General features: G+C 65.3%; 25 protein-coding genes. 1 reads left to right on the forward strand and 24 read right to left on the reverse strand.

Annotation, left to right across the window (positions count from 1 at the left end; translation table 11 throughout):
* Positions 1–41: 41 nt before the first annotated feature.
* From A3AG_RS0114975 to A3AG_RS0115050, 16 genes are all read right to left on the reverse strand, one after another.
* Complete coding sequence (locus A3AG_RS0114975; protein ID WP_018006197.1) at positions 42–482, reverse strand: CoA-binding protein; 441 nt, start codon at positions 480–482, stop codon at positions 42–44.
* Positions 483–1,198: 716 nt separating this feature from the next.
* Positions 1,199–1,615 carry a F0F1 ATP synthase subunit epsilon gene (locus A3AG_RS0114980; RefSeq protein WP_010811262.1) on the reverse strand — a complete coding sequence of 139 codons (417 nt, stop codon included), beginning with the start codon at positions 1,613–1,615 and terminating at the stop codon, positions 1,199–1,201.
* A 96-nt stretch (positions 1,616–1,711) separates the two neighbouring features.
* The gene (atpD, locus tag A3AG_RS0114985) at positions 1,712–3,115 is read right to left on the reverse strand and encodes a F0F1 ATP synthase subunit beta (RefSeq protein ID WP_018006198.1); all 1,404 of its coding nucleotides are present in this window, start codon (positions 3,113–3,115) and stop codon (positions 1,712–1,714) included.
* Between the two features lie 33 nt (positions 3,116–3,148).
* Positions 3,149–4,024 (reverse strand): F0F1 ATP synthase subunit gamma, encoded by an 876-nt coding sequence (atpG, locus tag A3AG_RS0114990; RefSeq protein ID WP_018006199.1) that lies wholly within the window; start codon positions 4,022–4,024, stop codon positions 3,149–3,151.
* A gap of 74 nt (positions 4,025–4,098) precedes the next feature.
* The gene (gene atpA, locus A3AG_RS0114995; RefSeq protein WP_018006200.1) at positions 4,099–5,640 is read right to left on the reverse strand and encodes a F0F1 ATP synthase subunit alpha; all 1,542 of its coding nucleotides are present in this window, start codon (positions 5,638–5,640) and stop codon (positions 4,099–4,101) included.
* Positions 5,641–5,678: 38 nt separating this feature from the next.
* The gene (locus tag A3AG_RS0115000) at positions 5,679–6,224 is read right to left on the reverse strand and encodes a F0F1 ATP synthase subunit delta (protein ID WP_018006201.1); all 546 of its coding nucleotides are present in this window, start codon (positions 6,222–6,224) and stop codon (positions 5,679–5,681) included.
* Between the two features lie 2 nt (positions 6,225–6,226).
* Positions 6,227–6,697 (reverse strand): F0F1 ATP synthase subunit B, encoded by a 471-nt coding sequence (locus A3AG_RS0115005; protein ID WP_018006202.1) that lies wholly within the window; start codon positions 6,695–6,697, stop codon positions 6,227–6,229.
* Positions 6,698–6,796: 99 nt separating this feature from the next.
* Positions 6,797–7,063 (reverse strand): F0F1 ATP synthase subunit C, encoded by a 267-nt coding sequence (gene atpE, locus A3AG_RS0115010; protein WP_011299478.1) that lies wholly within the window; start codon positions 7,061–7,063, stop codon positions 6,797–6,799.
* A 71-nt stretch (positions 7,064–7,134) separates the two neighbouring features.
* Positions 7,135–8,001, reverse strand: a complete 867-nt coding sequence (gene atpB / locus A3AG_RS0115015) for a F0F1 ATP synthase subunit A (RefSeq protein WP_035848827.1) — start codon at positions 7,999–8,001, stop codon at positions 7,135–7,137.
* A 242-nt stretch (positions 8,002–8,243) separates the two neighbouring features.
* On the reverse strand, positions 8,244–8,750 hold the full coding sequence (locus A3AG_RS0115020; protein WP_012354284.1) for an ATP synthase subunit I: 507 nt from the start codon (positions 8,748–8,750) through the stop codon (positions 8,244–8,246).
* 317 nt (positions 8,751–9,067) lie between these two features.
* A complete protein-coding gene (locus tag A3AG_RS0115025; RefSeq protein ID WP_018006203.1) occupies positions 9,068–9,970 on the reverse strand; it encodes a ParB/RepB/Spo0J family partition protein in 903 nt (300 codons plus the stop codon).
* A 16-nt stretch (positions 9,971–9,986) separates the two neighbouring features.
* The gene (locus A3AG_RS0115030; protein WP_012354286.1) at positions 9,987–10,760 is read right to left on the reverse strand and encodes a ParA family protein; all 774 of its coding nucleotides are present in this window, start codon (positions 10,758–10,760) and stop codon (positions 9,987–9,989) included.
* 82 nt (positions 10,761–10,842) lie between these two features.
* Positions 10,843–11,544 carry a 16S rRNA (guanine(527)-N(7))-methyltransferase RsmG gene (gene rsmG / locus A3AG_RS0115035; RefSeq protein ID WP_018006204.1) on the reverse strand — a complete coding sequence of 234 codons (702 nt, stop codon included), beginning with the start codon at positions 11,542–11,544 and terminating at the stop codon, positions 10,843–10,845.
* A gap of 21 nt (positions 11,545–11,565) precedes the next feature.
* Positions 11,566–13,524 (reverse strand): tRNA uridine-5-carboxymethylaminomethyl(34) synthesis enzyme MnmG, encoded by a 1,959-nt coding sequence (mnmG, locus tag A3AG_RS0115040; RefSeq protein ID WP_018006205.1) that lies wholly within the window; start codon positions 13,522–13,524, stop codon positions 11,566–11,568.
* A 211-nt stretch (positions 13,525–13,735) separates the two neighbouring features.
* Positions 13,736–14,608: an N-formylglutamate amidohydrolase gene (locus A3AG_RS0115045; protein WP_018006206.1), complete on the reverse strand. Its 873-nt coding sequence runs from the start codon at positions 14,606–14,608 to the stop codon at positions 13,736–13,738.
* 3 nt (positions 14,609–14,611) lie between these two features.
* The gene (locus A3AG_RS0115050) at positions 14,612–15,607 is read right to left on the reverse strand and encodes a Bug family tripartite tricarboxylate transporter substrate binding protein (protein WP_018006207.1); all 996 of its coding nucleotides are present in this window, start codon (positions 15,605–15,607) and stop codon (positions 14,612–14,614) included.
* A gap of 159 nt (positions 15,608–15,766) precedes the next feature.
* Here A3AG_RS0115050 and A3AG_RS0115055 point away from each other — a divergent pair, with 159 nt between their 5' ends.
* Entirely contained in the window at positions 15,767–16,702 is a 936-nt protein-coding gene (locus tag A3AG_RS0115055) for a LysR substrate-binding domain-containing protein (RefSeq protein WP_018006208.1), read from the forward strand.
* 76 nt (positions 16,703–16,778) lie between these two features.
* Here A3AG_RS0115055 and A3AG_RS33985 read toward each other — a convergent pair whose 3' ends face one another.
* The 8 genes from A3AG_RS33985 to A3AG_RS31665 all read right to left on the reverse strand — a co-directional run.
* Entirely contained in the window at positions 16,779–16,964 is a 186-nt protein-coding gene (locus A3AG_RS33985; protein WP_145987514.1) for a hypothetical protein, read from the reverse strand.
* Complete coding sequence (locus A3AG_RS0115060) at positions 16,961–17,704, reverse strand: ABC transporter ATP-binding protein (RefSeq protein ID WP_026164206.1); 744 nt, start codon at positions 17,702–17,704, stop codon at positions 16,961–16,963. Before A3AG_RS0115060 ends, A3AG_RS33985 begins: the two co-directional genes overlap by 4 nt.
* Before the next feature lie 20 nt (positions 17,705–17,724).
* Positions 17,725–19,566 carry a branched-chain amino acid ABC transporter ATP-binding protein/permease gene (locus tag A3AG_RS0115065; protein ID WP_018006210.1) on the reverse strand — a complete coding sequence of 614 codons (1,842 nt, stop codon included), beginning with the start codon at positions 19,564–19,566 and terminating at the stop codon, positions 17,725–17,727.
* Between the two features lie 3 nt (positions 19,567–19,569).
* A complete protein-coding gene (locus A3AG_RS0115070; protein ID WP_018006211.1) occupies positions 19,570–20,622 on the reverse strand; it encodes a branched-chain amino acid ABC transporter permease in 1,053 nt (350 codons plus the stop codon).
* A gap of 256 nt (positions 20,623–20,878) precedes the next feature.
* A complete protein-coding gene (locus A3AG_RS0115075; protein WP_018006212.1) occupies positions 20,879–22,027 on the reverse strand; it encodes an ABC transporter substrate-binding protein in 1,149 nt (382 codons plus the stop codon).
* Positions 22,028–22,317: 290 nt separating this feature from the next.
* Positions 22,318–23,079, reverse strand: coding sequence for a sulfite exporter TauE/SafE family protein (locus A3AG_RS0115080; protein WP_018006213.1), 762 nt, complete (start codon positions 23,077–23,079; stop codon positions 22,318–22,320).
* Positions 23,080–23,167: 88 nt separating this feature from the next.
* On the reverse strand, positions 23,168–23,704 hold the full coding sequence (locus tag A3AG_RS0115085; protein WP_018006214.1) for a hypothetical protein: 537 nt from the start codon (positions 23,702–23,704) through the stop codon (positions 23,168–23,170).
* A 317-nt stretch (positions 23,705–24,021) separates the two neighbouring features.
* On the reverse strand, positions 24,022–24,626 hold a 605-nt coding region (locus A3AG_RS31665), incomplete at its 5' end, for a branched-chain amino acid ABC transporter permease (RefSeq protein WP_018006215.1).

Here is a 24,626-nt window from a genome sequence, read left to right on the forward strand (position 1 = left end):
GTCGGCGGCGGGAAATCGGGAGGGATGAAGGATAGCGGGAATCAGACGCCGCCAAGCTGGCGTGTCAACTCGATCTTGCTGCAACAGTCCTGCACCGCCAGCAGCCCCGCCTCGGTGGCGCGGCGCACCGCCTGGTCGTTGACGATGCCGAGCTGCAGCCAGACCCCGCGCGCGCCGATGGCGATGGCTTCGTCGACCACCCCCGGGGTGTCCTCGGCGCGGCGGAAGATATCGACCCATGCGATGGGCGCGCCGGCCGCCGCGGCTGCAACGGCCGCATCGCGCAACGTGGCGTGGCAGATCTCGCCCAGGATGCGTTCGCCGGCATGGCGCGGATTGACCGGGACGATGCGGAAGCCGTGGCCCTGCAGGAATTCGGCGACCTCATGGCTGGGCCGCTCCGGGCGGTCGGACAGGCCGACCACGGCGACGGTCTTCATCGCCAGCATGGCTGGTATGGCTTGGTGCATCTCAGGCTGCATGGCGTCTCCGGATGTGTGGAAGTGGGCTATGAAGTGCACGGGGGGAGGCATGGAGCAGACTTGTAACCCCGCGGGCGGATCAATCGTAACCGCAATTGTCACGCAGGATTTGGTGCGGAAACGAACATAGAAACCACGGATATAAAGATAATCCCGCAACACCTGGCGCCGCAAAACGTGACGACAAGGCGCGAAAATATGCCGATCACGCCGGATTTTAAGCGCTCCGGCTTTCAACTTCTTTCAAAACGATACATTTTGTTACTGCCATGCCAGGGAGTTTCCCCCACAATGCATTGACACACCCGCGCTGCGGGCGTGGCGCCCCGGTGAATATGGCAGTGCAGACTAAAGGGGCGTGGTGAAGAAAGCCTTTTTGTAGCGTTTCCGGCAGTAACCCGATTTTCCGATCCAGCGTAAAGCGCGCTGGACCGGAGCACCAGGAAGAGCCTTGCAGCGCGTGGCCTTTGCGGCCTGTGGGCGGATATTTGGATATCCGTTGCGCCTTGCTTGTCGACCTGGACCGAACCCGTTCCTTCGAATTGACCCCTCGAAGGGATTTTCCCGTCCGCGCGGAGCCTCCCCGGCCCGCGCGCTTTTTTTTTGTCCAGGCGCGGCAAAAGCATATCGCCGCGCCCATAAAAAAGGCAGCCTCGCGGCTGCCTTTTTTAAATGTCGCATCGAAAAAACAACAATGCGACAGTCCTGCCCGATACTTACTTCTTCCGCCGCAGACGGGCAATCGCTGCCAGTTGCGCGGCGGCCACGGCCAGTTCGCTCTGGGCGCGGGCCAGGTCGAGGTCGCTGCTCTGGTTCTGCATCAGCTCCTCGGCGGCACGCTTGGCTTCCTGGGCCTTGGCTTCGTCCAGGTCGCCACCGCGGATCGCGGTGTCGGCCAGCACGGTGACGTGCTTGGGCTGCACTTCGAGAATGCCGCCGGCAACGAACACGAACTCTTCGCTGCCGTCTTCTTTCTCGATGCGCACCGCACCCGGCTGGATGCGCGTGATCAGCGGCGTGTGGCCGGGCAGGATGCCCAGCTCACCCGACTCGCCCGGCAGCGCCACGAACTTCGCCTGGCCGGAGAAGATCGACGCTTCCGCGCTGACGACGTCTACAAGAATGGTTGCCATATCTGATCCTTTCTCCAATCGCTTCGCTCAGGCGGCAGGCCCGGACCGAACCGGGCCTGCCTTCGCTCCCGCTGGCGCGGGAACGACAAGCAAGGCTTACTGGAGCTTCTTGGCCTTCTCGAAGGCCTCGTCGATCGAGCCGACCATGTAGAACGCCTGCTCGGGCAGGTGATCGCACTCGCCGTCGACCAGCATCTTGAAGCCGCGGATGGTTTCCTTCAGCGGCACGTACTTGCCCGGCGAACCCGTGAACACTTCGGCCACGTGGAACGGCTGCGACAGGAAACGCTGGATCTTGCGGGCGCGGGACACGGCCAGCTTGTCTTCCGGCGACAGTTCGTCCATGCCCAGAATCGCGATGATGTCGCGCAGTTCCTTGTAGCGCTGCAGGGTCTGCTGCACGCGGCGGGCGACTTCGTAGTGCTCGGTGCCGACCACTTGCGGGTCCAGCTGGCGCGAGGTCGAGTCGAGCGGGTCCACGGCGGGGTAGATACCCAGCGCGGCGATGTCACGCGACAGCACCACGGTCGAGTCCAGGTGCAGGAAGGTCGTGGCCGGCGACGGGTCGGTCAAGTCATCCGCAGGCACGTACACGGCCTGGATCGACGTAATCGAGCCGGTCTTGGTCGACGTAATACGCTCCTGCAGCTTGCCCATTTCTTCGGCCAGCGTCGGCTGGTAGCCCACTGCGGAAGGCATACGGCCCAGCAGTGCCGACACTTCGGTACCGGCCAGGGTGTAGCGGTAGATGTTGTCGACGAAGAACAGGATGTCACGGCCTTCGTCGCGGAAGCGCTCGGCCATGGTCAGGCCGGTCAGCGCCACGCGCAGGCGGTTGCCCGGCGGCTCGTTCATCTGGCCGAACACCATGGCCACCTTGTCGAGCACGTTCGAGTCCTTCATTTCGTGGTAGAAGTCGTTCCCTTCACGGGTACGCTCGCCCACGCCGGCAAACACCGACAGACCGCTGTGCTGCTTGGCGATGTTGTTGATGAGCTCCATCATGTTGACGGTCTTGCCCACGCCGGCGCCACCGAACAGGCCCACCTTGCCGCCCTTGGCGAACGGGCAGACCAGGTCGATCACCTTGATGCCGGTTTCGAGCAGGTCAACGGAAGGCGACAGTTCATCGAACTTCGGTGCCTTCTGGTGAATCGCACGCAGTTCGTCCGAGGCGATCGGGCCGGCTTCGTCGATCGGGCGACCCAGCACGTCCATGATGCGGCCCAGGGTGCCGTGGCCAACCGGCACCGAAATCGGGGCGCCGGTGCTCTTCACTGCCATGCCGCGGCGCAGGCCGTCCGACGAGCCCAGGGCAATGGTACGCACCACGCCGTCGCCCAGCTGTTGCTGGACTTCGAAGGTCAGGCCCTTCTCGGCGAACGAGGCGTCGCCGGATTCTTCCAGCACGAGCGCGTCGTACACCTTCGGCATTGCGTCGCGGGGGAACTCGATGTCCACCACGGCGCCAATACACTGCACAATATTTCCGATACTCATTTCGTATCTCCGATAGCTTGAATTCGTGACACCTTAGACCGCAGCTGCACCGCTGACGATTTCCGACAGTTCCTTGGTGATCGCGGCCTGACGGGTCTTGTTGTAGACCAGTTGCAGTTCGCCGATCACGTTCTTGGCGTTGTCGGACGCAGCCTTCATGGCCACCATGCGCGCCGACTGCTCGGACGCCATGTTCTCGGCCACGGCCTGGTACACCAGCGCCTCGACGTAGCGGACCAGCAGCTCTTCCACGACGGTCTGGGCGTCAGGCTCGTAGATGTAGTCCCACGAGTAGGCGCGCTTCTCTTCTTCGGTCTGCGACAGCTTGTCGGCGGCGAGCGGCAGCAGCTGCTCAACCATCGGTTCCTGCTTCATCGTATTGATGAACTTGGTGTACGCCACGTACACCGCGTCGACTTCACCATTGGTGAAAGCGTCGAGCTGGACCTTGATCGCGCCGATCAGCTTTTCCAGATGCGGGGTGTCACCGAGGTGCACCACGTGCGAAACCACCTTGGCGCCGATCCGGCCCAGGAACTGCATGCCCTTGGTGCCGATGGCGGTGACTTGCACATCCACGCCACGGCCTTGCAGGGCCTTCAGCTCATTGGTCACCGAGCGCAACACGTTCGTGTTCAGGCCGCCGCACAGCCCCTTGTCGGTCGTGACCACGATCATGCCGACGCGCTTGACTTCGCGCTCCTGCATGAACGGGTGCTTGAACTCGGGGTTGGCCGTAGCCAGGTGCGCCGCGATGTTGCGCACCTTCTCGGCATAGGGACGGGCGTTGCGCATCCGCTCCTGCGCCTTGCGCATCTTGGACGCGGCGACCATCTCCATCGCCTTGGTGATCTTGCGCGTGTTCTGCACGCTCTTGATCTTGGTTCGAATCTCTTTCGTTCCGGCCATATCTTCCTCTCCATCCGAACCATCGCCGCGCCGGCGTGAGCCAGGCGCGGCGACGATGTCGTGGAATTACGCGGTTAGAACGCGGCGGACTTCTTGAAATCCTCGACAGCGGCACGCAGGGCGGCTTCATCTTCCTTCGAGAGCTGCTTGGTCTCTTCGATGCGGTTGATGAGGTCGGCGTACTTGGTCTTCAGGTGGTCGTGCAGGCCCTTCTCGAACGGCAGGATGTCCTTCACTTCCACGTTGTCGAGGAAGCCGTTGTTGGCGGCGAACAGCGAAGCCGACAGCTGCCACACCTGCAGCGGCTGGTATTGCGGCTGCTTCAGCAGTTCGGTCACGCGGCGGCCGCGCTCCAGCTGCTTGCGGGTGGCATCGTCCAGGTCCGAGGCGAACTGCGCGAAGGCAGCCAGTTCACGGTACTGGGCCAGGTCGGTACGGATACCGCCGGACAGGTTCTTCACCACCTTGGTCTGCGCAGCACCACCGACGCGCGACACCGAGATACCGGCGTTGATGGCGGGGCGGATACCGGCGTTGAACAGGTCGGTTTCCAGGAAGATCTGGCCGTCCGTGATCGAGATCACGTTGGTCGGCACGAACGCGGACACGTCGCCGGCCTGCGTTTCGATCACCGGCAGCGCGGTCAGCGAACCGGTCTTGCCCTTGACGGCGCCGTTGGTGAACTTCTCGACGTAGTCGGCGTTCACGCGGGCGGCACGCTCCAGCAGGCGCGAGTGCAGGTAGAACACGTCGCCCGGGTAGGCTTCGCGGCCCGGCGGGCGGCGCAGCAGCAGCGACACCTGGCGGTAGGCCCAGGCTTGCTTGGTCAGGTCGTCATAGACGATCAGCGCGTCTTCGCCGCGGTCGCGGAAGTACTCGCCCATGGTGCAGCCGGCGTAGGCGGCCAGGTACTGCATGGCGGCCGAGTCCGAGGCGGCGGCGGCGACGACGACGGTGTATTCCATCGCGCCGTGCTCTTCCAGCTTGCGCACCACGTTGGCAATGGTCGAAGCCTTCTGGCCGATTGCCACGTACACGCAGAAGACGCCCTTGCCCTTCTGGTTGATGATGGCGTCGACCGCGACGGCGGTCTTGCCGGTCTGGCGGTCGCCAATGATCAGCTCACGCTGGCCACGGCCGATCGGCACCATCGCGTCGATCGACTTCAGGCCGGTCTGCACCGGCTGGCTCACCGACTGACGCGCGATCACGCCCGGTGCGACCTTCTCGATCACGTCCGTTTCCTTGGCGTTGATCGGGCCCTTGCCGTCGATCGGCTGGCCCAGCGTGTTGACCACGCGGCCCAGCAGTTCCTTGCCCACCGGCACTTCCAGAATGCGGCCGGTGCACTTGACCGTGTCGCCTTCGGAAATGTGTTCGTACTCACCCAGCACCACGGCGCCGACCGAGTCGCGCTCGAGGTTCAGCGCGAGGCCGAAGGTGTTGCCGGGGAATTCCAGCATCTCGCCCTGCATCACGCCAGACAGGCCATGCACGCGGCAGATACCATCGGTCACGGAGATCACCGTGCCGGTGTTGCGCACTTCAGCTTCGGCGCCAAGGCCCGAGATGCGGGTCTTGATCAGCTCGCTGATTTCTGAGGGGTTCAGTTGCATCACAATGCTCCTAATTCTTCAATCCGCCGGACGGCCGCTCAGGCGGCGGTCAGCGCGGTTTGCATGGCTGCCAGGCGCGCGCGCACGGAGGTGTCGAGCACTTCGTCGCCAACCTTGACGCTGACGCCGCCGATCAGGGACGGGTCCACCGCCACCTGCGCGTACAGCTTGCGGCCGAACTTGCGTTCGAGTGCGGCGACGAGGTCGTTCAGCTGACCATCTTCCAGCGGGAAAGCGCTGGTGATTTCAACGTCGGACGACCCTTCGCGGGCGTTCTTGAGCGCATGGAACTGTTCGGCGATGTCAGGCATCACCGTCAGGCGATTGTTTTCCACCAGCAGCTGCACGAAGCGGCGCGCTTCGTCGCTGACGGGGGACTTCAGCACCGACAGGAACAGTTCGGCCAGCTTGTCGCCGGGAACGTTCGGATCGTCGGCGATCGCCTTCATGTCGGGATTGGCGGCAACCTGCCCCATCTCCGACACCAGCTCGGACCATGCACCCAGGTTGCCTGCGCTCGATTCACTGGCGACGCGGAACAGCGCCTCAGCGTAGGGACGGGCAATGGTTGCGGTTTCAGCCATGATTAGAGCTCAGCCTTGAGTTGATTGAGCAGGTCAGCGTGGACCTGCGCGTTCACTTCACGCTTGAGGATCTGCTCGGCACCCTTGACGGCGAGCACGGCAACCTGGTCACGCAGTGCTTCGCGTGCGCGGGTGGCTTGCTGTTCGGCTTCGGCCTTGGCCTGGGCAATGATGCGTGCGGCTTCTGCCTGGGCGTTCTGCTTGATCTCGTCGGCCGTCAGCTGGGCGCGCTTCTCGGCGTCAGCGACACGTTGCGCGCCTTCGGTGCGGGCTTCGGCCAGGGCCTGGTCCACACGCTTGTTGGCGAGTTCAAGCTCGGCCTTGCCCTTCTCGGCAGCGGCGAGGCCATCGGCGATCTTCTTTGCGCGTTCGTCGAGCGCCTTCACCAGCGGCGGCCAAATGAATTTGGCAACAACCCACCACAGGATGAAGAACACGACCATCTGCGCAAAAAACGTTGCGTTCAGATTCATGGTGTGTTCCTTTCGGTAATCAAACTACAGATAAATGCACAAAAGGCGGCCAGGCTGGTGGCCCGCGCCGCCCGTCAGCATCATGCAGACCGAAAAGAATTACTGGATGACAGCCAGCAGCGGGTTGGCAAACGCGAACAGCATTGCAACACCCACGCCGATCAGGAATGCCGCGTCGATCAGGCCGGCCAGCAGGAACATCTTGGTTTGCAGCGGGTTCATCAGCTCGGGCTGACGTGCGCAGGCTTCGATGTACTTGCCACCCATCAGGGCGATGCCCAGGCAGGCGCCGATAGCGCCCAGGCCGATGATGATGCCGATACCGATGGCGGTCAGACCCTGGATGTTGGCGAGAAATGCTTGCATGATGACTCCTTTAATTTAGAGAGACTTAGAACCAAAAAACCAAAAAACCAAAAACCTGAAACTTGCAGTGATCAGTGGTGATCGTGAGCCTGGCCGATGTACACCAGCGTCAGCATCATGAAAATGAAGGCCTGGAGCAGGACGATCAGGATGTGGAAGATCGCCCAGACCGCACCGGCCACGACATGGCCGACAAAGCCCAGCGCCGACAGGTCCGCGCCGAACGTCCAGATCGAACCCAGCAGAGCGATCAGCAGGAACACCAGTTCGCCGGCGTACATGTTGCCGAACAACCGCATGCCCAGCGACACGGCCTTGGCCAGGAATTCGATGATGTTCAGGACCAGGTTGAACGGGGCCAGGTACCACTTGGCGCCGAACGGGGCCGAGAACAGCTCGTGCATGAAGCCGCCCGCGCCCTTGATCTTGAAGCTGTAGTAGATCATCAGCACCAGCACGGCGCACGACATGCCCAGCGTGCCGTTCAGGTCGGCCGTGGCCACCGCGCGGTGGTGGGGGATATGGATGTGGAAAATCTCGAGGACCTTGTTCAGGCCGGTGACCCAGTCCACCGGGATCAGGTCGATCGCGTTCATCATGGTGATCCAGCAGAACACCATCAGCGCCAGCGGGGCAATCCACGAACGGTCGCCATGGATGATGCCCTTGGCCTGGTCGTCGACCATCTCGACGATCATCTCGACGAAGGCCTGGAAGCGGCCCGGCACGCCCGCGGTGACCCGGCGGGCGGCGGCATACAGGAACAGCACGGCGATGGCGCCGCACAGCACCGACCAGAACACCGTGTCATAGTTGATCACGGAGAAATCGACCACCGACGCCTGCTTGCCGCCGACCGAGTTCAAGTTCTGCAAGTGTTCGGCGATATAGCCGGAGGGTGTCAGCACGTGTTCCGCGCTTTGGGTAGCTTCTGCCATTGTCGAATCGAACGGTATATTGCGAAATCTTCGGGCCGCGCGCCGCTGTTTTGTGCAGCGCCCGGTACGCGTCTTGCATTGCCTTCGGCGGATTCGCCGGTCACCGCGATGCAAGCGGGTTTCCAACCTTGGCCGTGCCCGGTGTCAGCGCCATGAAACCCGCCGCAGCCGTCACGGAAACTCTTGATATTCCGTCTTGGTGCCACCACTTGCAAAGGAAGCACCGTTTTCAAGCAGCGGTCCTAGCGCAAGGCCAGGGCCACCACCCAGTATGTCTTCAGCGCCAGCAGGAACGTGACCAGCATCGGCACCCAGCGCAGATCGCGGTACAGCACCACGACCAGCACCAGCAGCGCCACCGTGGCAAAGACCTTGATCGCCTCGCCCAACACCAGTCCGCCTACCGAAGCGCGATCGCGCGCCAGCCACAGGCGGAAGGCGAAGAACCCGCTCGGCACGAAGCACACCATGCCGCCGAACAGCGCCGACCATCCATATGGCCCCGGCTCCTTCGCAAACAGCGCCCAGCACAGTGCCGACAGCAGGGAAACCGCCACCTGCGCCAGGACAACCTTGCCCGGGGTCATGCGCGAAGGACGCAGCGCGCGCTCGCCAAACAGCGTCACCGCTTCGGCATGCGACAGCGGATCGACAGCCTCTTCCTCACGGTCCGCGCCTTCTTTCCAGTCGTCCCAGTCATCTTCCTGACGGGACCCGGCGCCTCGTTGCTGACGGTCTCGCACCACCACCTGCCTGCCTTATCCGGGCCGGAACTTTTCGGCCCGACCAGAATTCAAACCGCACGATTTTAAGGGGAACTACTGATTCGCGTCAATCTGCTTACATTTACCTTGCAGTGCGTTGCGCACAACGGTTGCCATCACGATGGCATGATGGCTGCGCGAAAATTGCGTGGCAATGATGTTTGACGTAATTGGATTGCGCAGTGAACCCTGCGCATGATGGGGGATTACCGGTCCGGCACAAGGTATACCGCGGATCGTCCCGACCAGTGCTGCGTGCGCGCAACAGTCGCCGCAGCAATGGCCGTTAATCGCGCAGTAAATCAGGCAGCCTGCTGCCCTTCGCGCGATTCGCGCAAGCGCGTCAGCACCCCTTCGAGCGCATCGTTGTTGCTGAAGTGGATCGTCAGCTGGCCCTTGCCGCGTGGCGACAGCTTGATCTGCACCGCCAGCCCGAGCGCATCCGACAACTCCTCTTCCAGCCGCGCGACGTCGCGCACATTATTGGTGCCCTTCTGCTTGAGCGACTTCAGATCGAACGGCTTGAGCGTCGAGGCCACCAGCTTCTCGGTTTCGCGCACCGACAGCCGCTTGTTGACGATCTGGTTGGCCAGCGTGATCTGGTTGGCACCGTCCACCGCCAGCAGCGCGCGCGCGTGGCCCATGTCGAGGTCGCCGGCCATCAGCATGGTCTGCACCGGCGCGGCCAGGTTCAGCAGGCGCAGCAGGTTCGACACCGCGCTGCGCGAGCGGCCCACCGACTCGGCCGCCTGCTCGTGCGTGAAACTGAACTCGCGGATCAGGCGCATGATGCCCTGCGCTTCTTCCAGCGGATTCAGGTCCTCTCGCTGGATGTTCTCGATCAGCGCCATCGCCGCCGCGGCTTCGTCGGCCACGTCCTTGACCAGCACCGGCACCTTGTCCAGCCCGGCCAGTTTAGAGGCGCGGAAGCGCCGCTCGCCGGCAATGATCTCGTAGCGGTCGGGCTCGGCCACGCGCCGCACCAGGATCGGCTGCATCAGTCCCTGGGCGCGGATGCTCGCGGCTAGCTCCTGCAGCGCACCCTCGTCCATGCGCGTTCGCGGCTGGTACTTGCCCGGCTGCAGCTGGTTCAGGTTCAGCACGGTGGGCGCACCCTCCTGCTTGACCGACTCGACGATTTCGGCGGGCCCGCCCAACAGCGCTTCCAGGCCGCGGCCCAGGCCCTTCTTCTTTGCAGTGCTCATGCTCTTGCCCTCTCGTTCAGCCCAGCTGCCGGACCCGCGCGATCATCTCGGCGCCGAAGTCCAGGTACGCCTTGGCACCCTTCGATGACGGATCGAACGCCACGCCCGGCATGCCATAGGACGGTGCCTCGGCCAGCCGCACATTGCGTGGAATCAGGGTCTTGAAGACCTTCTCACCGAAATGCGATTCCAGTTGCGCCGACACCTGCTGCTGCAGCGTCACACGCGGATCGAACATCACGCGCAGCAGGCCGATCACCTGAAGGTCGCGATTCAGGTTGGCGTGCACCTGCTTGATGGTATTGACCAGGTCCGACAGCCCTTCCAGCGCAAAGTACTCACACTGCATCGGCACGATCACGCCGTGCGCCGCGCACAGGCCATTCAGCGTCAGCAGCGACAGCGAGGGCGGGCAATCGATCAGCACGAAGTCATAGTCGCCGTCGACCTCCGCGATGGCCTGGCGCAGCCGTCGCTCGCGCTGGTCCAGTTCGACCAGTTCCACTTCCGCGCCGGCCAGCTCGCGGTTGGCCGGCAGCACGTCATACTTGCCCGTTTCGGAGCGCTGGCGCGCCTGCGGGATGCCCGCCAGTCCGACCAGCACCTGGTACACGCTGGTTTCCAGCGCCTGCTTGTCGATGCCGGAGCCCATCGAGGCATTGCCCTGCGGGTCCAGGTCGACCAGCAGCACGCGCTGGCCCTGCGCCGCCAGGCCAGCGGCAAGGTTCACCGTGGTGGTGGTCTTGCCTACCCCGCCCTTCTGGTTTGCGATCACGAATACCTTGGCCATAAGCTCCTGCGGCTCCTGCTTCAAATCATCCGGCCAGCACGCGGCTGGCAGTTCGCGGCGCACATGCGCGCCGCGGCATAGGTCATGCGGGGGTGACCGTGCGGCGCGACAGCACCACCAGGTGGCGCTCCGCCTCCAGTCCGGGCACGGTCAGCCGCGGCACGGCGTCGACCTGCCATTGCGCCATCAGTCCGGCGGCTTCCATGCGGTCCAGCTCGGCCTGCGGATACACCCCCTTCATCGCGATCAGCCTGCCGCGCGGCGCGAGCAACTGGCCCGACAGGCTGACGAAATCCGTCAGCTCGGCAAACGCGCGCGAGGTGATCACGGCAAAGCCGTCGGCATCGGCCAGCTTCTCCACCGGGCCCCAATGCGCGGCGGCATTGGACAGCCGGAGTTGGGCGCGGCACTGCGTCAGGAAAGCGGTCTTCTTCTGCACGATGTCGACCATCAGCACCGACACATCCGGACAGGCGATGGCCAGGGGCAGTCCGGGCATGCCGCCGCCCGAGCCCACATCGAGCACCCTGCCCCGCGCCGGCGCCTGCACCTGGTCAGCACGGGCGGCTTCGGCTAGCGCGGGCACCGCGGCAAGGGAATCCAGCAGGTGATGCGTAAGCATCTCATCGGGATGGCGGATGGCGGTCAGGTTGTAGACGCCATTCCATTTGCGCAGCAGGGCCAGGTACGCGAACAGCGTGTCGATCCGGGCCGGCGCCAAGGCCAGCCCGATCTCGGCCAGACCCGCTTCAAGGCGACGACGCTGCGTGGCGTCGTCGGTCATGGTGTGTCGCGGAGCGGGCACTCAGGCAGCCTCTTCACCGTTGCCGGACGGAGCACCGGCGTCTGCACGGCCGCGGCCGAGCCCCTTCTTCTTCAGGTGTACCAACAGCAGCGAGACCGCCGCCGGCGTCACACCCGAGATGCGCGAAGCCTGGCCCAGCGTTTCCGGTCGATGCTGGTTCAGCTTCTGGCTGACCTCAAAACCCAGCCCGCGCACTTCGGTGTAGTCCAGCCCTTCCGGCAGGCGCGTCGATTCGTTGGCTTCCAGCTTGTCGACTTCGGCCGCCTGGCGGGCGATATAGCCGTGGTACTTGATGCCGATTTCGATCTGTTCGCGGATCTGCTCCGCCAGCATCGGCTCCGCATCCAGCGGGGCCTCCGGCGCATGGCGGCCGCCCTGCAGCGCCATCAGAGCCTCATAGCTGACTTCCGGGCGACGCAGCAGGTCGGCCAGGCTGTACTCGCGTTCGATCGGCTTGCCCAGCAACGGCACCGCCTCTTCGGCAGACAGCATCGCCGGGTTCACCCAGGTGCTCTTCAGGCGTTCTGTTTCACGTGAAACAGCGTCGCGCTTGCGGTTGAACGCGTCCCAGCGCGCATCGTCGACCACGCCCAGTTCCCGGCCGGCCTCGGTCAGCCGCATGTCGGCGTTGTCTTCCCGCAGGCTCAGGCGGAACTCCGCCCGGCTGGTGAACATCCGATACGGCTCGGTCACACCACGCGTGATCAGATCGTCGACCAGCACACCCAGGTAAGCCTGGTCGCGGCGCGGCGTCCACGGATCGCGCTCGCGCACATAGCAACCGGCATTGATACCGGCCAGCAGGCCCTGCGCCGCGGCTTCTTCATAGCCGGTCGTGCCATTGATCTGGCCGGCGAAAAACAGGCCCCGGATCGCCTTGCTCTCCAGCGATGCCTTCAGGCCGCGGGGATCGAAGTAGTCGTATTCGATCGCATAGCCGGGACGCAGGATATGGGCGTTCTCCAGGCCACGGATCGAGTGCACCAGCTCCAGCTGGACATCGAACGGCAGGCTGGTCGAGATCCCGTTGGGATAGAACTCGTTGGTGGTCAGGCCTTCCGGCTCCAGGAAGATCTGATGGCTTTCCTTGCTGGCAAAGCGATGGATCTTGTCCTCGATGCTGGGGCAGTAACGCGGCCCTACCCCCTCGATCACGCCGGTGTACATCGGCGAGCGGTCCAGCCCGCCGCGGATAATGTCGTGGGTACGGCTATTGGTATGGGTGATCCAGCACGGCAGTTGCTGCGGGTGCTGTTCGGGCCGGCCCAGGAAGGAGAACACCGGCACGGGATTCAGGTCACCAGGCTGCTCTTCCATCACAGAAAAATCGATGGTGCGACCGTCGATGCGCGGCGGCGTACCCGTCTTCAGGCGGCCCTGCGGCAGCTTCAGGTCCTTCAGGCGTGCCGACAGCGACACCGCGGCCGGGTCGCCGGCGCGGCCGCCGGTGTAGTTGTCCAGCCCCACATGGATCTTGCCGTCGAGGAAGGTACCCGCGGTCAGCACGACCGCACGCGCGCGGAAGGCGATGCCGACCTGCGTCATGGCGCCCACGACACGATCACCCTCCACCATCAGGTCATCGACGGCTTGCTGGAACAGCATCAGGTTCGGCTGGTTTTCCAGCCGGGTGCGGATCGCCTTGCGATACAACACCCGGTCCGCCTGCGCGCGCGTGGCGCGCACGGCCGGTCCCTTGCTGGAATTCAGGATGCGGAACTGGATGCCGGCCTCGTCCGTGGCCGCCGCCATGGCGCCGCCCATGGCGTCGACTTCCTTGACCAGGTGCCCCTTGCCAATGCCCCCGATCGACGGGTTGCAACTCATCTGCCCAAGCGTCTCGATGTTATGGGTCAGCAGCAGCGTCTGGCAGCCCATGCGGGCCGCGGCAAGGGCGGCTTCAGTGCCGGCATGGCCACCGCCGACGACGATGACATCGAATTCTTTCGGGTAAAGCATGGGACACCTCCTCCGGGAGGCTGGCGGGAAAATACGGGAATGCGAAATTATAGCGGCATTCGAGTTATCACTTTCCGGCGGACACCATGTTTCACGTGAAACATGGCGCTTTCGGTACGTCGCCAGTCGCCTGGAAACGACGTTGTGTTTCACGTGAAACGAAAAGGCCGGGCGCAAGGCCCGGCCGTATGTTTCACGTGGAACAAGCGCCTCAGAGCTGGGACCGGATATAGGCCGCCACTTGCTCGGTCAGCTTGCCCAGGTCACGTTGCAGCACGGCGAAGCCGGCATTGCGCTCTCGAGTCACCTCATCCATATACAGCGGTCGCCGGATCTCGATCTGCAGGCTGTTGCGCCGCTCCGCCGGGCGCCCGATCTGCGCGATCAACTGCACGCCTTTATACGGATCATTGCGCGCCACGGTGTAGCCCATGCCGCGCAGTTCGCGCTCGACCAGATCCACCACTCCCGGCTCACACGTCGTGCCGTCGCGATCGCCCAGCACAAAGTCCGCCAGAGGATGCGGGCTGGCGATCTTCAGGCGCTCATACGCGTTGTTGGGCATGGAGTGCAGGTTCAGGTGCCAGAGTGCGCCAAAGCGGGCATAGGCGCCCTCTACGGCCTCGGCCAGCGCCGCATGGTACGGCCGATAGTAGCGCGCGATACGGGCCTGCACTTCCGCGACGGACAGCCGGCGATCGTAGATCGGCGTGGCCGCGTCGATCCGGCTCCAGATCAGCCCGTAGCCCAGCTGCGTCTTCGGCCCCGGAGCCAGCGGTGTCGGCCAGGTCCCGTCGACCTGCGCCGGATCGATGTCATCGACCATACGGTTGGGGTCGATATAGACGCGCGGAAAGGTCGCCGCGATCAGCGTGCCGCCCGCCGCGGGCACGGCCTGCCACAGTGCGTCCACATGCGTATCCTCGCCACCGCGCAGGCGCGCGGCGGACACCGCGGCGCCGAAGTCCGCCGGGTAAACGGTCCCGCTGTGCGGCGAATCGCACACCAGCGGCAGAGCCTGCCCTTGCGGCGGGCACACGATCACCGGCGGCAGCGCGGCCGCCTGGTTGCTTGCTTCCGTCATGCCTTAGTCCAGCTTGATCTCGGCGGCCTTGGCGACGCGAGCGTAGCGCGCCATGGCCTGCTGGATCTGTGCCTTGAACTGCTCCGGCGTGGTCGGCACCAGGGTGCCGCCGGACTCTTCCACCTTGCGCTTGAACTCGGGGTTCTGCATGGCCTTGTGGATCGCCTGGTTCAGCCTGGCGACGATGGCAGGCGGCGTATTGGCGGGCGCGACAATGCCGAACCAGCCGCCCTCACCCATGTCCTTGAAGCCCAGCTCGGCGTAGGTCGGTACGTTGGGCAGCTGCGGGGAGCGGGCAGCACCCAGCACCGCCAGCGCGCGCAGCCGGCCCGCCTTCACGTGCGGCAGCGTCGACGACAGGTTGTCGGTGATGGCATTCACCTGCCCGGCCACGGCGTCGTTCAGCGCCAGCCCTGCGCCCTTGTACGGCACATGCAGCAGGTCGATCTTGGCCAGCATCATGAAGTTCTCGATGTTGACGTGGCCCAGCGAGCCGGCGCCAGGCGAGGCGAAGCTGTACTTGCCGGGGTTGGCCTTGGCGAGGGCGATGAACTCTTGCATGGTCTTGGCCGGCACGCTCGGGTGCACCGCGAACACGCTGGGGATCGCGACCACGTTAGTGACCGGGGCAAAGTCCTTGATCGGGTCGTACTTGAGCTTGGGGTAGACGGCCGGGTTGGAGCCATGCGTGCTGACCGTGGCCATGCCGATGGTGTAGCCATCCGGCGTGGCATTGGCGACCTGCTCCATGCCCAGCGAACCACCGGCGCCGCCCTTGTTCTCCACGACGATCGACTGGCCCAGCTCACGGCCGGCAAACTCGGCCACCAGGCGCGCCGAGAGGTCGGTGGAGCCGCCGGCGGCAAACGGCACGATCAGACGGATCGGGCGAGTCGGGTAGTTGGCCTGCGCCAGCGCGCTGCCGGCAAAGACCAGCGTGGCGGTGGCGGCGGTGCCGGTCAGCAGCAGCTGGCGGCGGGACATCCGGGCTCGGATCATGGGGTTCTCCTGTTGGTGTTTTGTGCATGAACCGGGCGAGTGTCAGCCGTTTACCGGCCGCGCGCAAACGACTATATTGCACCTTTGCATTACCAAAGATCATCCTTGCGCCGGGGGCGGTAAACCGCCCTGCCCGCTCTGCGCGCCCTCTCCTCCGCCATGCGGCTGCATTCCCCGTCGATGTCCGAGTTACACGCCTTTGCCACCGCGGCGCGGCTGGGCAGCTTCACGCGTGCTGCGGAGGAACTGTGCGTGACGCAGGGGGCGATCAGCCGCGCCATCGCCCGGCTGGAAGCGCATTTCGGCCAGCCGCTGCTGCAACGAAATGCCCACCGGCTGGGACTGACCGACGCCGGGCGGCAACTGCTCGATGCCGTGGCCGAACCCCTCGCCGCGATCGAGCACGCCAGCGCCGCCTTGCGCGCCGGCGATCGCCGCCACCACCTCACCCTGTCGGTGGTGCCCACCCTCGCCAGTGTCTGGCTGGTGCCGCGGCTGCCGGATTTCCACCGCCGCCACCCGGAGATCCGGCTGGACTTCGTTCCCTACCAGCGTGACGAAGACTTGTCCGGCCCCTCCCCCGACGCCGCCATCCTGGCCGGTGAAGCCGGCAAATGGCCCGGCCTGCAGGCCGACTACGTGGTCGGTCGGGAAATGGTGCCGGTCTGCCACCCGGACCGCGCGCGCGCCCGGCGCGAGGCCGGCCGCTGGCAGTCTCCCGCGGAGCTGCTCGACGAGCCTCTGCTCTACCACACCACCGCGCCGGCGAACTGGCAAAACTGGCTCCAGGCGGCTGGCGTACCCAACGCTGCGCCCCGGTTATCCACAGCGTTCGACCAGGTCTCGATCCTGATCCAGGCAGTGCGCGCCGACATGGGCGTGGCCGTGTTGCAGCGCTGCCTGGTGCGCGAGGAAATTGCGGCGGGACGCGTGGCGGCACCGTTTGACCTGCCGATTACGCTGCAACGCGGCTATTTCCTGTGCGTGCCAAGGGAACGGCGCGATCATGCAGCGTTGCATTGCTTTCGCGCATGGCTGCTGGAAACCGCGAGCGCGGATACCGCCAGGGAGAATGCCAAATTATTCGCTGCATGACTATTTGTATGCTGAAGATGAAAGTCTCCATCCATCATATGAATCTGTGACACCTCAGTATCAGAACAATGGATGTTTAAGCCACATCTATCTGCGACTTCATCCATACGACGAATAAAAATCGTCGTTGATGCTGGCTATCCAGCGGCAGGGTTAAAAAGCCTTGTGAAATCCGGTTATCCCCAAAGTTATTCACAGCACCAATAACAAAGGGCCCGCGAATGCGGGCCCTCATTCCTGCGGCGAACAGAATGCTTTTCAAGCCGCTTTCTTAGCCAGCCCAAGGTAGGTTTCGATCACCTTCGGGTTGGCCGCCAGCTCATCGGCCGGCCCCTCCATCGCCATGTCGCCGGTCTCGATGACGTAACCGTAGTCCGCCACCTGCAGCGCCGCGCGCGCGTTCTGCTCGATCAGCAACGTGGCCACGCCGGTCTGGCGCAGGTTGCTGATGATATGGAAGATCTCCTTGACGATCAGCGGGGCCAGGCCAAGGCTGGGTTCGTCCAGCATCAGCAACTGCGGCTTGGCCATCAGCGCGCGGCCCACCGCCAGCATCTGGCGCTCGCCGCCGGAGAGCGTGCCGGCGTCCTGGCGTGCGCGCTCGCGCAGGCGCGGGAACAGGTCGTAGACCACCTCCATCTGGTCCAGGTAACGCTTGTCGCCGGCGCGCTTGCGGCGAAAGGCACCCAGCTGCAGGTTGTCCTCCACCGTCATCGACGCGAATAGCTCGCGCTTTTCCGGCACCAGGCACATGCCGCGCGCAACCCGCCCTTCCACCGGGATGCCGGCCAGGTCATGGCCCAGGTAGCTGACCGTGCCGCTGGACGACCCCGTCACCGGCAGCGCGCCCATGATGGCATTGAGCATGGTCGACTTGCCGGCACCATTCGGGCCGATCACGGTGACGATGCGGCCGGCCTCGACCTTCAGGTTGGCACCGTGCACCGCCTCGACCTTGCCATAGCGCACATGCAGGTCCTTCACTTCCAGAATCAGGCTCATGTCGGGTTCCTGCTCCACATTCATTCCACGCCGCCCAGGTAGGCTTCCAGCACCGCCGGGTTCTTCTGCACCTCCTCGGGCACGCCCTCGGCGATGCGCGAGCCGAACTCCATCACCACCAGCCGGTCAGTGAGGTTCATCACGAAGTCCATGTCGTGCTCGACCAGCAGCACGCTCATGCCTTCGCCGCGCAGCTTGCGCAGCAGTTCGGCCAGCGCCTGCTTTTCCTTGTAGCGCAGGCCCGCGGCAGGCTCGTCGAGCAGCAGCAGCGCCGGGTCGCAGCACAGCGCGCGCGCGATCTCCAGGATGCGCTGCTGCCCCAGCGCCAGGCTGCCGGCTTCCATGTACATGCAGTCGGCCAGGCCGACGCGCTCCAGCTGGCGCTTCGCCTCGAACAGCAGCTTTTCTTCCTCGGCCTTGTTCATGCGCAGGATCGCCGCGCAGACGCCGCCCTGCGCGCGGAAGTCGCCGCGCAGGTGGGCGCCGATGGCGACGTTCTCGAGCACCGTCATGGTCGGCAGCAGGTGCACGTGCTGGAAGGTGCGGCCGATGCCGCGCTTGACGATCTCGCGCGACGGCAGGCCCGAGATCACCTCGCCGCGGTAGCGCACCTCGCCGCCCGAGACCGGCAGCACGCCGGTCACCAGATTGAAGGTGGTGGACTTGCCCGCGCCATTGGGGCCGATCAGGCCGATGATTTCGCCGGCGCGCACCTGGAAACTGACATCGTTGACCGCGACCAGCCCGCCGAACTGCTTGCGTGCCGCACGCACGTCCAGGATCAGCTCGCCCGCCTCGGGCTTCTGCCGCACCGCCAGCCCCGCGGCCTGGCCCGGCGCCAGCACCGGCGGGCCGGACGGCACCAGGCGCCGCAGGAACGGCCAGATGCCATCGCGCGCGTACTGCAGCAGCAGCACCAGCAGCACGCCGAAGACGATGATCTCGAAGTTGCCGTTGGCGCCGAGCAGCTTGGGCAGCACGCCCTGCAGCACATCCTTCAGGATGGTCAGGATGCCCGCGCCCAATACTGCGCCCCACACGTGGCCGACACCGCCGACCACGGCCATGAACAGGTATTCGATGCCGTAGTTGAGCCCGAACGGCGTCGGGTTCACCGCGCGCTGCAGGTGTGCGTACAGGAAGCCCGACACGCACGCGAGGATCGCCGCGACCACGAAGATCACCACCTTCATCCACGCGGTGTTCACGCCCATGGCCTCGGCCATCACGCCGCCGCCCTTGAGCGCGCGGATGGCGCGCCCGGGGCGCGAGTTCAGCAGGTTCTGCATCGCCAGCACCGCCAGCAGCACCACCGCCCAGATCAGGTAGAACATCGAACGCCCGGACTGCAGCTCGATGCCGAAGAACGACAGCACCGGGATGCCGTTGAGGCCGTCATACTTGCCCAGGAACTCCAGGTTGCCGAACAGGAAGAACAGCGACAGGCCCCAGGCGATGGTGGCCAGCGGCAGGTAGTGCCCGGACATGCGCATCGTGATCAGCCCGATCACATAGGCCGACGCCATCGTGATCACCAGCCCCACCAGCAGGCCGAACCACGGCGACAGCCCGAACTGCGTGGTCAGGTACGCGGTGCTGTACGCGCCCAGGCCCACGAACGCCGCCTGCCCGAACGAGGTCATGCCGCCCACGCCGGTGAGCAGCACCAGCCCGATCGCGACGATGCTGTAGAGCCCGATGTAGTTGCCCAGCGTGATCCAGAACTCCGGCGTCGGCAGCACCGGCAACAGCGCCAGCACCACGATCAGCGCCAGCACCAGCAACCGGTTGCGGTTCAGCCGCGCGCGGCTGCCGGCCTCGGCGCCGGCCACGCCGGCGTGCTTGTCGGTCAGCATGGTCATGGCTTATTCCTCCTCCTCGACATGCTTGCTCGTCAGCGAGCGCCACAGCAGCACCGGAATGATCAGTGTGAAGACGATGACCTCCTTGAACGCGCTGGCCCAGAAGGACGAATACGATTCCAGCAGCCCCACCAGCAGCGCGCCCAGCGCCGCCACCGGATAGCTCACCAGCCCGCCGACGATGGCGCCGACAAAGCCCTTCAGGCCCACCAGGAAACCCGACTCGTAGTACACCGTGGTCAGCGGCGCGATCAGGATGCCGCACAGCGCGCCCATCGCCGCCGCCAGCGTGAACGACAGGCGCCCTGCCTGCGTGGTGCCGATGCCGACCAGGCGCGCGCCCAGCCGGTTCACCGCGGTCGCGCGCAGCGCCTTGCCCTGCAGCGTGCGTTCGAAATAAAAGTACAGCGCGCCGATCAGCAGCGCCGACACCGCCACCACCCACAGGCTCTGCCCCGAGATGCTGAGCGCGCCCACCTCGAAGCGCGCATCCGAGAACGGACTGGTGCGCGAGCCCTCGGCGCCGAACATCACCAGCCCCAGCCCCACCAGCGCGAAGTGCACGCCCACCGAGACGATCAGCAGCACCAGCGTGCTGGCCTCGGCCAGCGGCTGGTAGGCGAGCCGGTACAGCATCGGCCCCAGCGGGATGATGATCAGCAGCGTCAGCGCGACCTGCGCCAGCATCGGCAGCGGCTGCGCGCCATATTGCTGCACCACCCAGTGCACCGCCAGCGGGAACACCAGGTACTTGCCGGCCAGCACCGCCAGGCGCTGGCCCAGCGTGCGCCGCAGCTCGGCGCTGCGCAGCACGGTGACGGTCTCGTAGAAAAAGGTCAGCACGCCCATCGCCAGCAGCAGCCAGCTGGTTTGCGGCGCGTGCCCGGCCTGCATCGCCGCCAGCGTCAGCGCGCCATAGGCAACGAATTCGCCCTGCGGAATGAAGATGACGCGAGTCACCGAGAACACCAGCACCAGCGCCAGTGCCAGCAACGCGTAGATCGCGCCCGAGGTGATGCCGTCCTGCGCCAGGATGGCGGCGATAGATAGATCCATTGTCTCCCCGTCTTGTTGGAAAACCTGCCTGCATCGAACGGGGTCAGCGGGGCGCCGACGGGCCGACAGGGTGGTGCGCTTCGGGTTACGAAATAGTAAACGGGTTGCGCATTGCGGAAATACAGAGCAACCCTAGGTTGGCGCGCAGGCGCCGGGCCGGCGCCAGAAAAAAGGGCGCATGGTCAGCCATGCGCCCTGCTTCACTGCGACTCCGGCTGGCCCTGGCCAGCCGGCGCCAGACGCCGGGGTCAGCCGCTTATTTCAGCAGCTTCCACTTGCCGTCGACGATCTGCACCATTACGCGCGCGCGCTGGTCGAAGCCGAGGTGGTCGGTGGCGCTCATGTTCATGATGCCGTGCGACACCGGCAGGTTCCTGGTCTGCTCCAGGGCGTCACGCAGTGCCTTGCGGAACTCCTTGGTGCCCGGCTGGCCCTTCTTCAGCGCTTCCGGGATGGCGTGCTGCAGGATCAGGCCCGCGTCCCAGGCGTGGCCGCCGAAGGTCGAGACCTGTCCGCCGAAGGCCTTCTCATAGGCGGTCTTGTAGGTCAGCGCCGGCTTCTTCACCGGATTGGTGTCGGGCAGCTGCTCGGCCACCAGCAGCGGACCGGCGGGCAGCAAGGTGCCTTCGCAGTCCTTGCCGCACACGCGCAGGAAGTCGGCATTGGCTACGCCATGGGTCTGGTAGACCTTGCCCTTGTAGCCGCGCTCCTTGAGCGTCTTGGCCGGCAGCGCGGCCGGCGTGCCCGAGCCGGCGATCAGCACCGCGTCGGCGTTGGCGCCCATCATCTTCAGCACTTGCCCGGTGACCGAGGTATCGGTACGGGCGAAACGCTCGTTGGCGACCACCTTGATCTTGCGCAGCTCGGCCACCTTGGCGAATTCCTGCGCCCAGCTGTCGCCGTAGGCATCCGCGAAGCCGATGAACGCCACCGTCTTCACGTTGTTGTTGCTCATGTGCTCGGCAATGGCGGTGGCCATGTGCGAGTCGTTCTGCGGGGTCTTGAAGACCCAGGCGCGCTTGGCGTCCATCGGCTCGATGATGCGGGCCGAGGCGGCCATGGTGATCATCGGCGTCTCGTTCTCGGCCACCACGTCGACCATCGCCAGCGAGTTGGGCGTCACGGTCGAGCCGACCATCACGTCAACCTTGTCCTCGCTGATCAGCTTGCGCGTGTTCTTGACCGCCGTGGTCGTGTCCGAGGCATCGTCCAGCACGATGTACTCGATCTTCTTGCCCGCGATCTCCTTGGGCATCAGCGTGAAGGTGTTCTTTTCCGGAATGCCCAGCGAGGCCGCCGGACCGGTGGCCGACACCGTCACCCCGACCTTGACCTGCGCCTGGGCGGCCCCGGCAGCCAGGCTGGCCGCAGCGATTGCGAGCAGGCTGGCGCGCTTGAAATCCATCTTGTCTCCTTCGGTTCCTGAAACGGAAAGGCATCCGTCCGGCGTCCGCCGGCGGATGCCCCATTTTTTTGGACGACCCCTCGGGTCAACGCAGGCACAGCGCCGGCACCTGCGCTACAACCAGGAACGGCACCAGGCCGCTCCCCATTTCCCGTCCACGCCACTCCCCCGGAAAGGCGCTTCGGTGATTCACCGACCGTGCGGTCGGGAATGCGGATCGAGTCTATCACAGGGCCCTGGCGCGAACAGCGAGGATTAACCCGCATCGCCCGCCCCGCCTGGCTTTGCGGTCAGCGCACGAAGGCGTCCCAGGCGGTCTTCAGGATCAACGCGCTGACCACCACGATAAACACCTTGCGCACGAAGGCGCTGCCGTGGCGCAGCGCCAGCTTGCTGCCGACCTGGCTGCCGGCGACGTTGGCCACCGCCATCAACAGGCCCAGCTGCCACCAGATATGGCCCTTGCTGGCGAGCAGCAGCAGCGCCGCCAGGTTGGTGGCCAGGTTGACCAGCTTGGTCGACGCCGCCGCGTGCAGGAAGTCATAGCCGAACACCCGCACGAACACGATCATCAGGAAGCTGCCGGTGCCCGGCCCGAACACGCCGTCATAGAAGCCCAGCACGGCGCCGGCCAGCAGCGCCGCACCGCGTTCGCCCCAGCGGCTCAGGGTGGGCGCGTGCTCGGCGCCCAGGTCCTTCTTGGCGACGGTGTAGACCAGCAGCGCCACCAGCACGAACGGCAGCGCCTTGCGCAGCGGCTCGGCCGGGATCATGGTCAGCGCCCAGGCACCGGCCATCGAGCACGCAAAGGCCGCCACCACCGCCGGCGCGGTCGCGCCCCAGTAGATGCGCACGCTGCGGCCGTAGCGCAGCGCCGCGCTCGCGGTGCCGGCGATCGAGCCGACCTTGTTGGTGCCGAGCAGCGTCGCCGGCGCCAGGTTGGGATAGGCCGAGAACAGCGCCGGGATCTGGACCAGCCCGCCGCCGCCGGCGACCGCGTCGATCAGGCCGGCAAGAAAGGCGGCAACCGCCAGGAATGCGAATTCCGTCATTGCAGGAAAGCGAAAAGGGAAAAGGAAAGGAGGGAAGGCCAGCAATGGCCGCGACAGCGGCGCCGGCGTACAGCCGGCGCAAAGCGGATCAGCCCAGTACCTTGGCCGCCGGCACCAGGCTGGCGTGCCACATGCCGTTGCCGTGCAGGCGGAAGCCGGGCGGCGCGCCGCCGTGGCCGGCAACCAGCCCCGGCGCCAGCAGCGCGTGGCGGATGCCGTGCGCGCGGCCCCAGTCGGCCAGCGTGGCGCAGCAGGCTTCCAGGCACGCGCGGCGGGTGGCGGCGTCCAGCTCTGGCCTTACCCACCACTCGCTGGCGCAGGCGGCGAGGCCGGCCAGCTCGAGGCTGGGCAGCAAGGCCACCGGCAGGCAGGCCAGCAGGCCACCGCTGTCCGGCGCGTCGCTGGCCAGCAGGCAGACGCCGCGCCCAGACTGGGCCAGCAGTTCGCCCAGCATCAGTTGCCGCGCGCGTGCGGCGGGCACGGGCAAGGGCCGGATCCGGTCCAGCCAGTCCGTCACCGGTGCCGCGTCGGCGCCCTGCCCCAGGCGAACCAGGACCTGCGGCGCGACATGGCCGCCCGCTTGCGGGACAGTGGGGGATGGATCAGGAGGGACCGTGGCAGACATGGGCGGGCAGCAAGGAGCACCCGCATTGTCGCATGGGTGGGGCGGCGAGGTGATGCCGATGCGGCATGAACGCCCCAGAATGGTGCGAAAGCGTCACTATGCGCGCGGGACGCCCAATGAAAAAAGCGTTGCCGAGGATCACCCGGCAACGCCCTTTATTTATAACGCTGCTACCCGACACCGGGTGCGCGCCTGTCGTCTCCTCGCTTCCGCCTCCATTTAACCTGCGAAAACCGTATATGGAATGTAACGAAGCGGTGCATGGAGGACAAGCTAGAAAAAACCCTAGCCCCAGAATCGGGCATGTCGACCCGCGGTCACTCCTTGCGCGCCGCGTGGCCGCCGAAGCGCGCCAGCAATTCGCCCATGATGCCACGGCGGAAGGTCAGCACGCAGATCACGAAGATCACGCCGGTCACCATCGTCACCGACTCGCCCAGCGTGCCGAACCACGAGATGCCGGTCACCGACGCCAGGAAGTTGCCGATGTCGCCCAGCTTGTTCTCGAGCGCGACGATCACGAAGGCGCCGACGATCGGGCCCGACAGCGTGCCCAGGCCACCGACCAGCGTCATCAGGATCACCGAGCCCGACATCGACCAGTGCACGTCGGTCAGGGTCTCGAAGCCGAGCACCAGCGCCTTGATCGAGCCGGCCAGCCCCGACAGCGCCGCCGACAGCACGAACGCGGTCAGCTTGAAGCGGTCGACGTCATAGCCCAGCGACACCGCGCGCGGCTCGTTCTCCTTGATCGCCTTCAGGATCTGGCCGAACGGCGAATGCACCGTGCGCACGATCAGCGCGAACGCCGCGACGATGATCACCAGCGCCACGTAGTACAGCGTCAGGTCATCCGACAACGACAGCACGCCGAACAGCTTGCCGCGCGGAATGCCCTGCAGCCCGTCCTCGCCGCCGGTGA

It is taken from the genome of Cupriavidus neocaledonicus (genome assembly GCF_000372525.1).
Lineage (GTDB): Bacteria > Pseudomonadota > Gammaproteobacteria > Burkholderiales > Burkholderiaceae > Cupriavidus > Cupriavidus neocaledonicus.

Excerpts from the sequence above, each read along its gene's own strand:
- A3AG_RS0114975 (WP_018006197.1), bottom strand. The coding sequence starts at position 482 with ATGCAGCCTGAGATGCACCAAGCCATACCAGCCATGCTGGCGATGAAG.
- A3AG_RS0114980 (WP_010811262.1), bottom strand. The coding sequence starts at position 1,615 with ATGGCAACCATTCTTGTAGACGTCGTCAGCGCGGAAGCGTCGATCTTC.
- atpD (WP_018006198.1), bottom strand. The coding sequence starts at position 3,115 with ATGAGTATCGGAAATATTGTGCAGTGTATTGGCGCCGTGGTGGACATC.
- atpG (WP_018006199.1), bottom strand. The coding sequence starts at position 4,024 with ATGGCCGGAACGAAAGAGATTCGAACCAAGATCAAGAGCGTGCAGAAC.
- atpA (WP_018006200.1), bottom strand. The coding sequence starts at position 5,640 with ATGCAACTGAACCCCTCAGAAATCAGCGAGCTGATCAAGACCCGCATC.
- A3AG_RS0115000 (WP_018006201.1), bottom strand. The coding sequence starts at position 6,224 with ATGGCTGAAACCGCAACCATTGCCCGTCCCTACGCTGAGGCGCTGTTC.
- A3AG_RS0115005 (WP_018006202.1), bottom strand. The coding sequence starts at position 6,697 with ATGAATCTGAACGCAACGTTTTTTGCGCAGATGGTCGTGTTCTTCATC.
- atpE (WP_011299478.1), bottom strand. The coding sequence starts at position 7,063 with ATGCAAGCATTTCTCGCCAACATCCAGGGTCTGACCGCCATCGGTATC.
- atpB (WP_035848827.1), bottom strand. The coding sequence starts at position 8,001 with ATGGCAGAAGCTACCCAAAGCGCGGAACACGTGCTGACACCCTCCGGC.
- A3AG_RS0115025 (WP_018006203.1), bottom strand. The coding sequence starts at position 9,970 with ATGAGCACTGCAAAGAAGAAGGGCCTGGGCCGCGGCCTGGAAGCGCTG.
- A3AG_RS0115030 (WP_012354286.1), bottom strand. The coding sequence starts at position 10,760 with ATGGCCAAGGTATTCGTGATCGCAAACCAGAAGGGCGGGGTAGGCAAG.
- rsmG (WP_018006204.1), bottom strand. The coding sequence starts at position 11,544 with ATGACCGACGACGCCACGCAGCGTCGTCGCCTTGAAGCGGGTCTGGCC.
- mnmG (WP_018006205.1), bottom strand. The coding sequence starts at position 13,524 with ATGCTTTACCCGAAAGAATTCGATGTCATCGTCGTCGGCGGTGGCCAT.
- A3AG_RS0115045 (WP_018006206.1), bottom strand. The coding sequence starts at position 14,608 with ATGACGGAAGCAAGCAACCAGGCGGCCGCGCTGCCGCCGGTGATCGTG.
- A3AG_RS0115050 (WP_018006207.1), bottom strand. The coding sequence starts at position 15,607 with ATGATCCGAGCCCGGATGTCCCGCCGCCAGCTGCTGCTGACCGGCACC.
- A3AG_RS0115055 (WP_018006208.1), top strand. The coding sequence starts at position 15,767 with ATGCGGCTGCATTCCCCGTCGATGTCCGAGTTACACGCCTTTGCCACC.
- A3AG_RS0115060 (WP_026164206.1), bottom strand. The coding sequence starts at position 17,704 with ATGAGCCTGATTCTGGAAGTGAAGGACCTGCATGTGCGCTATGGCAAG.
- A3AG_RS0115065 (WP_018006210.1), bottom strand. The coding sequence starts at position 19,566 with ATGACCATGCTGACCGACAAGCACGCCGGCGTGGCCGGCGCCGAGGCC.
- A3AG_RS0115070 (WP_018006211.1), bottom strand. The coding sequence starts at position 20,622 with ATGGATCTATCTATCGCCGCCATCCTGGCGCAGGACGGCATCACCTCG.
- A3AG_RS0115075 (WP_018006212.1), bottom strand. The coding sequence starts at position 22,027 with ATGGATTTCAAGCGCGCCAGCCTGCTCGCAATCGCTGCGGCCAGCCTG.
- A3AG_RS0115080 (WP_018006213.1), bottom strand. The coding sequence starts at position 23,079 with ATGACGGAATTCGCATTCCTGGCGGTTGCCGCCTTTCTTGCCGGCCTG.
- A3AG_RS0115085 (WP_018006214.1), bottom strand. The coding sequence starts at position 23,704 with ATGTCTGCCACGGTCCCTCCTGATCCATCCCCCACTGTCCCGCAAGCG.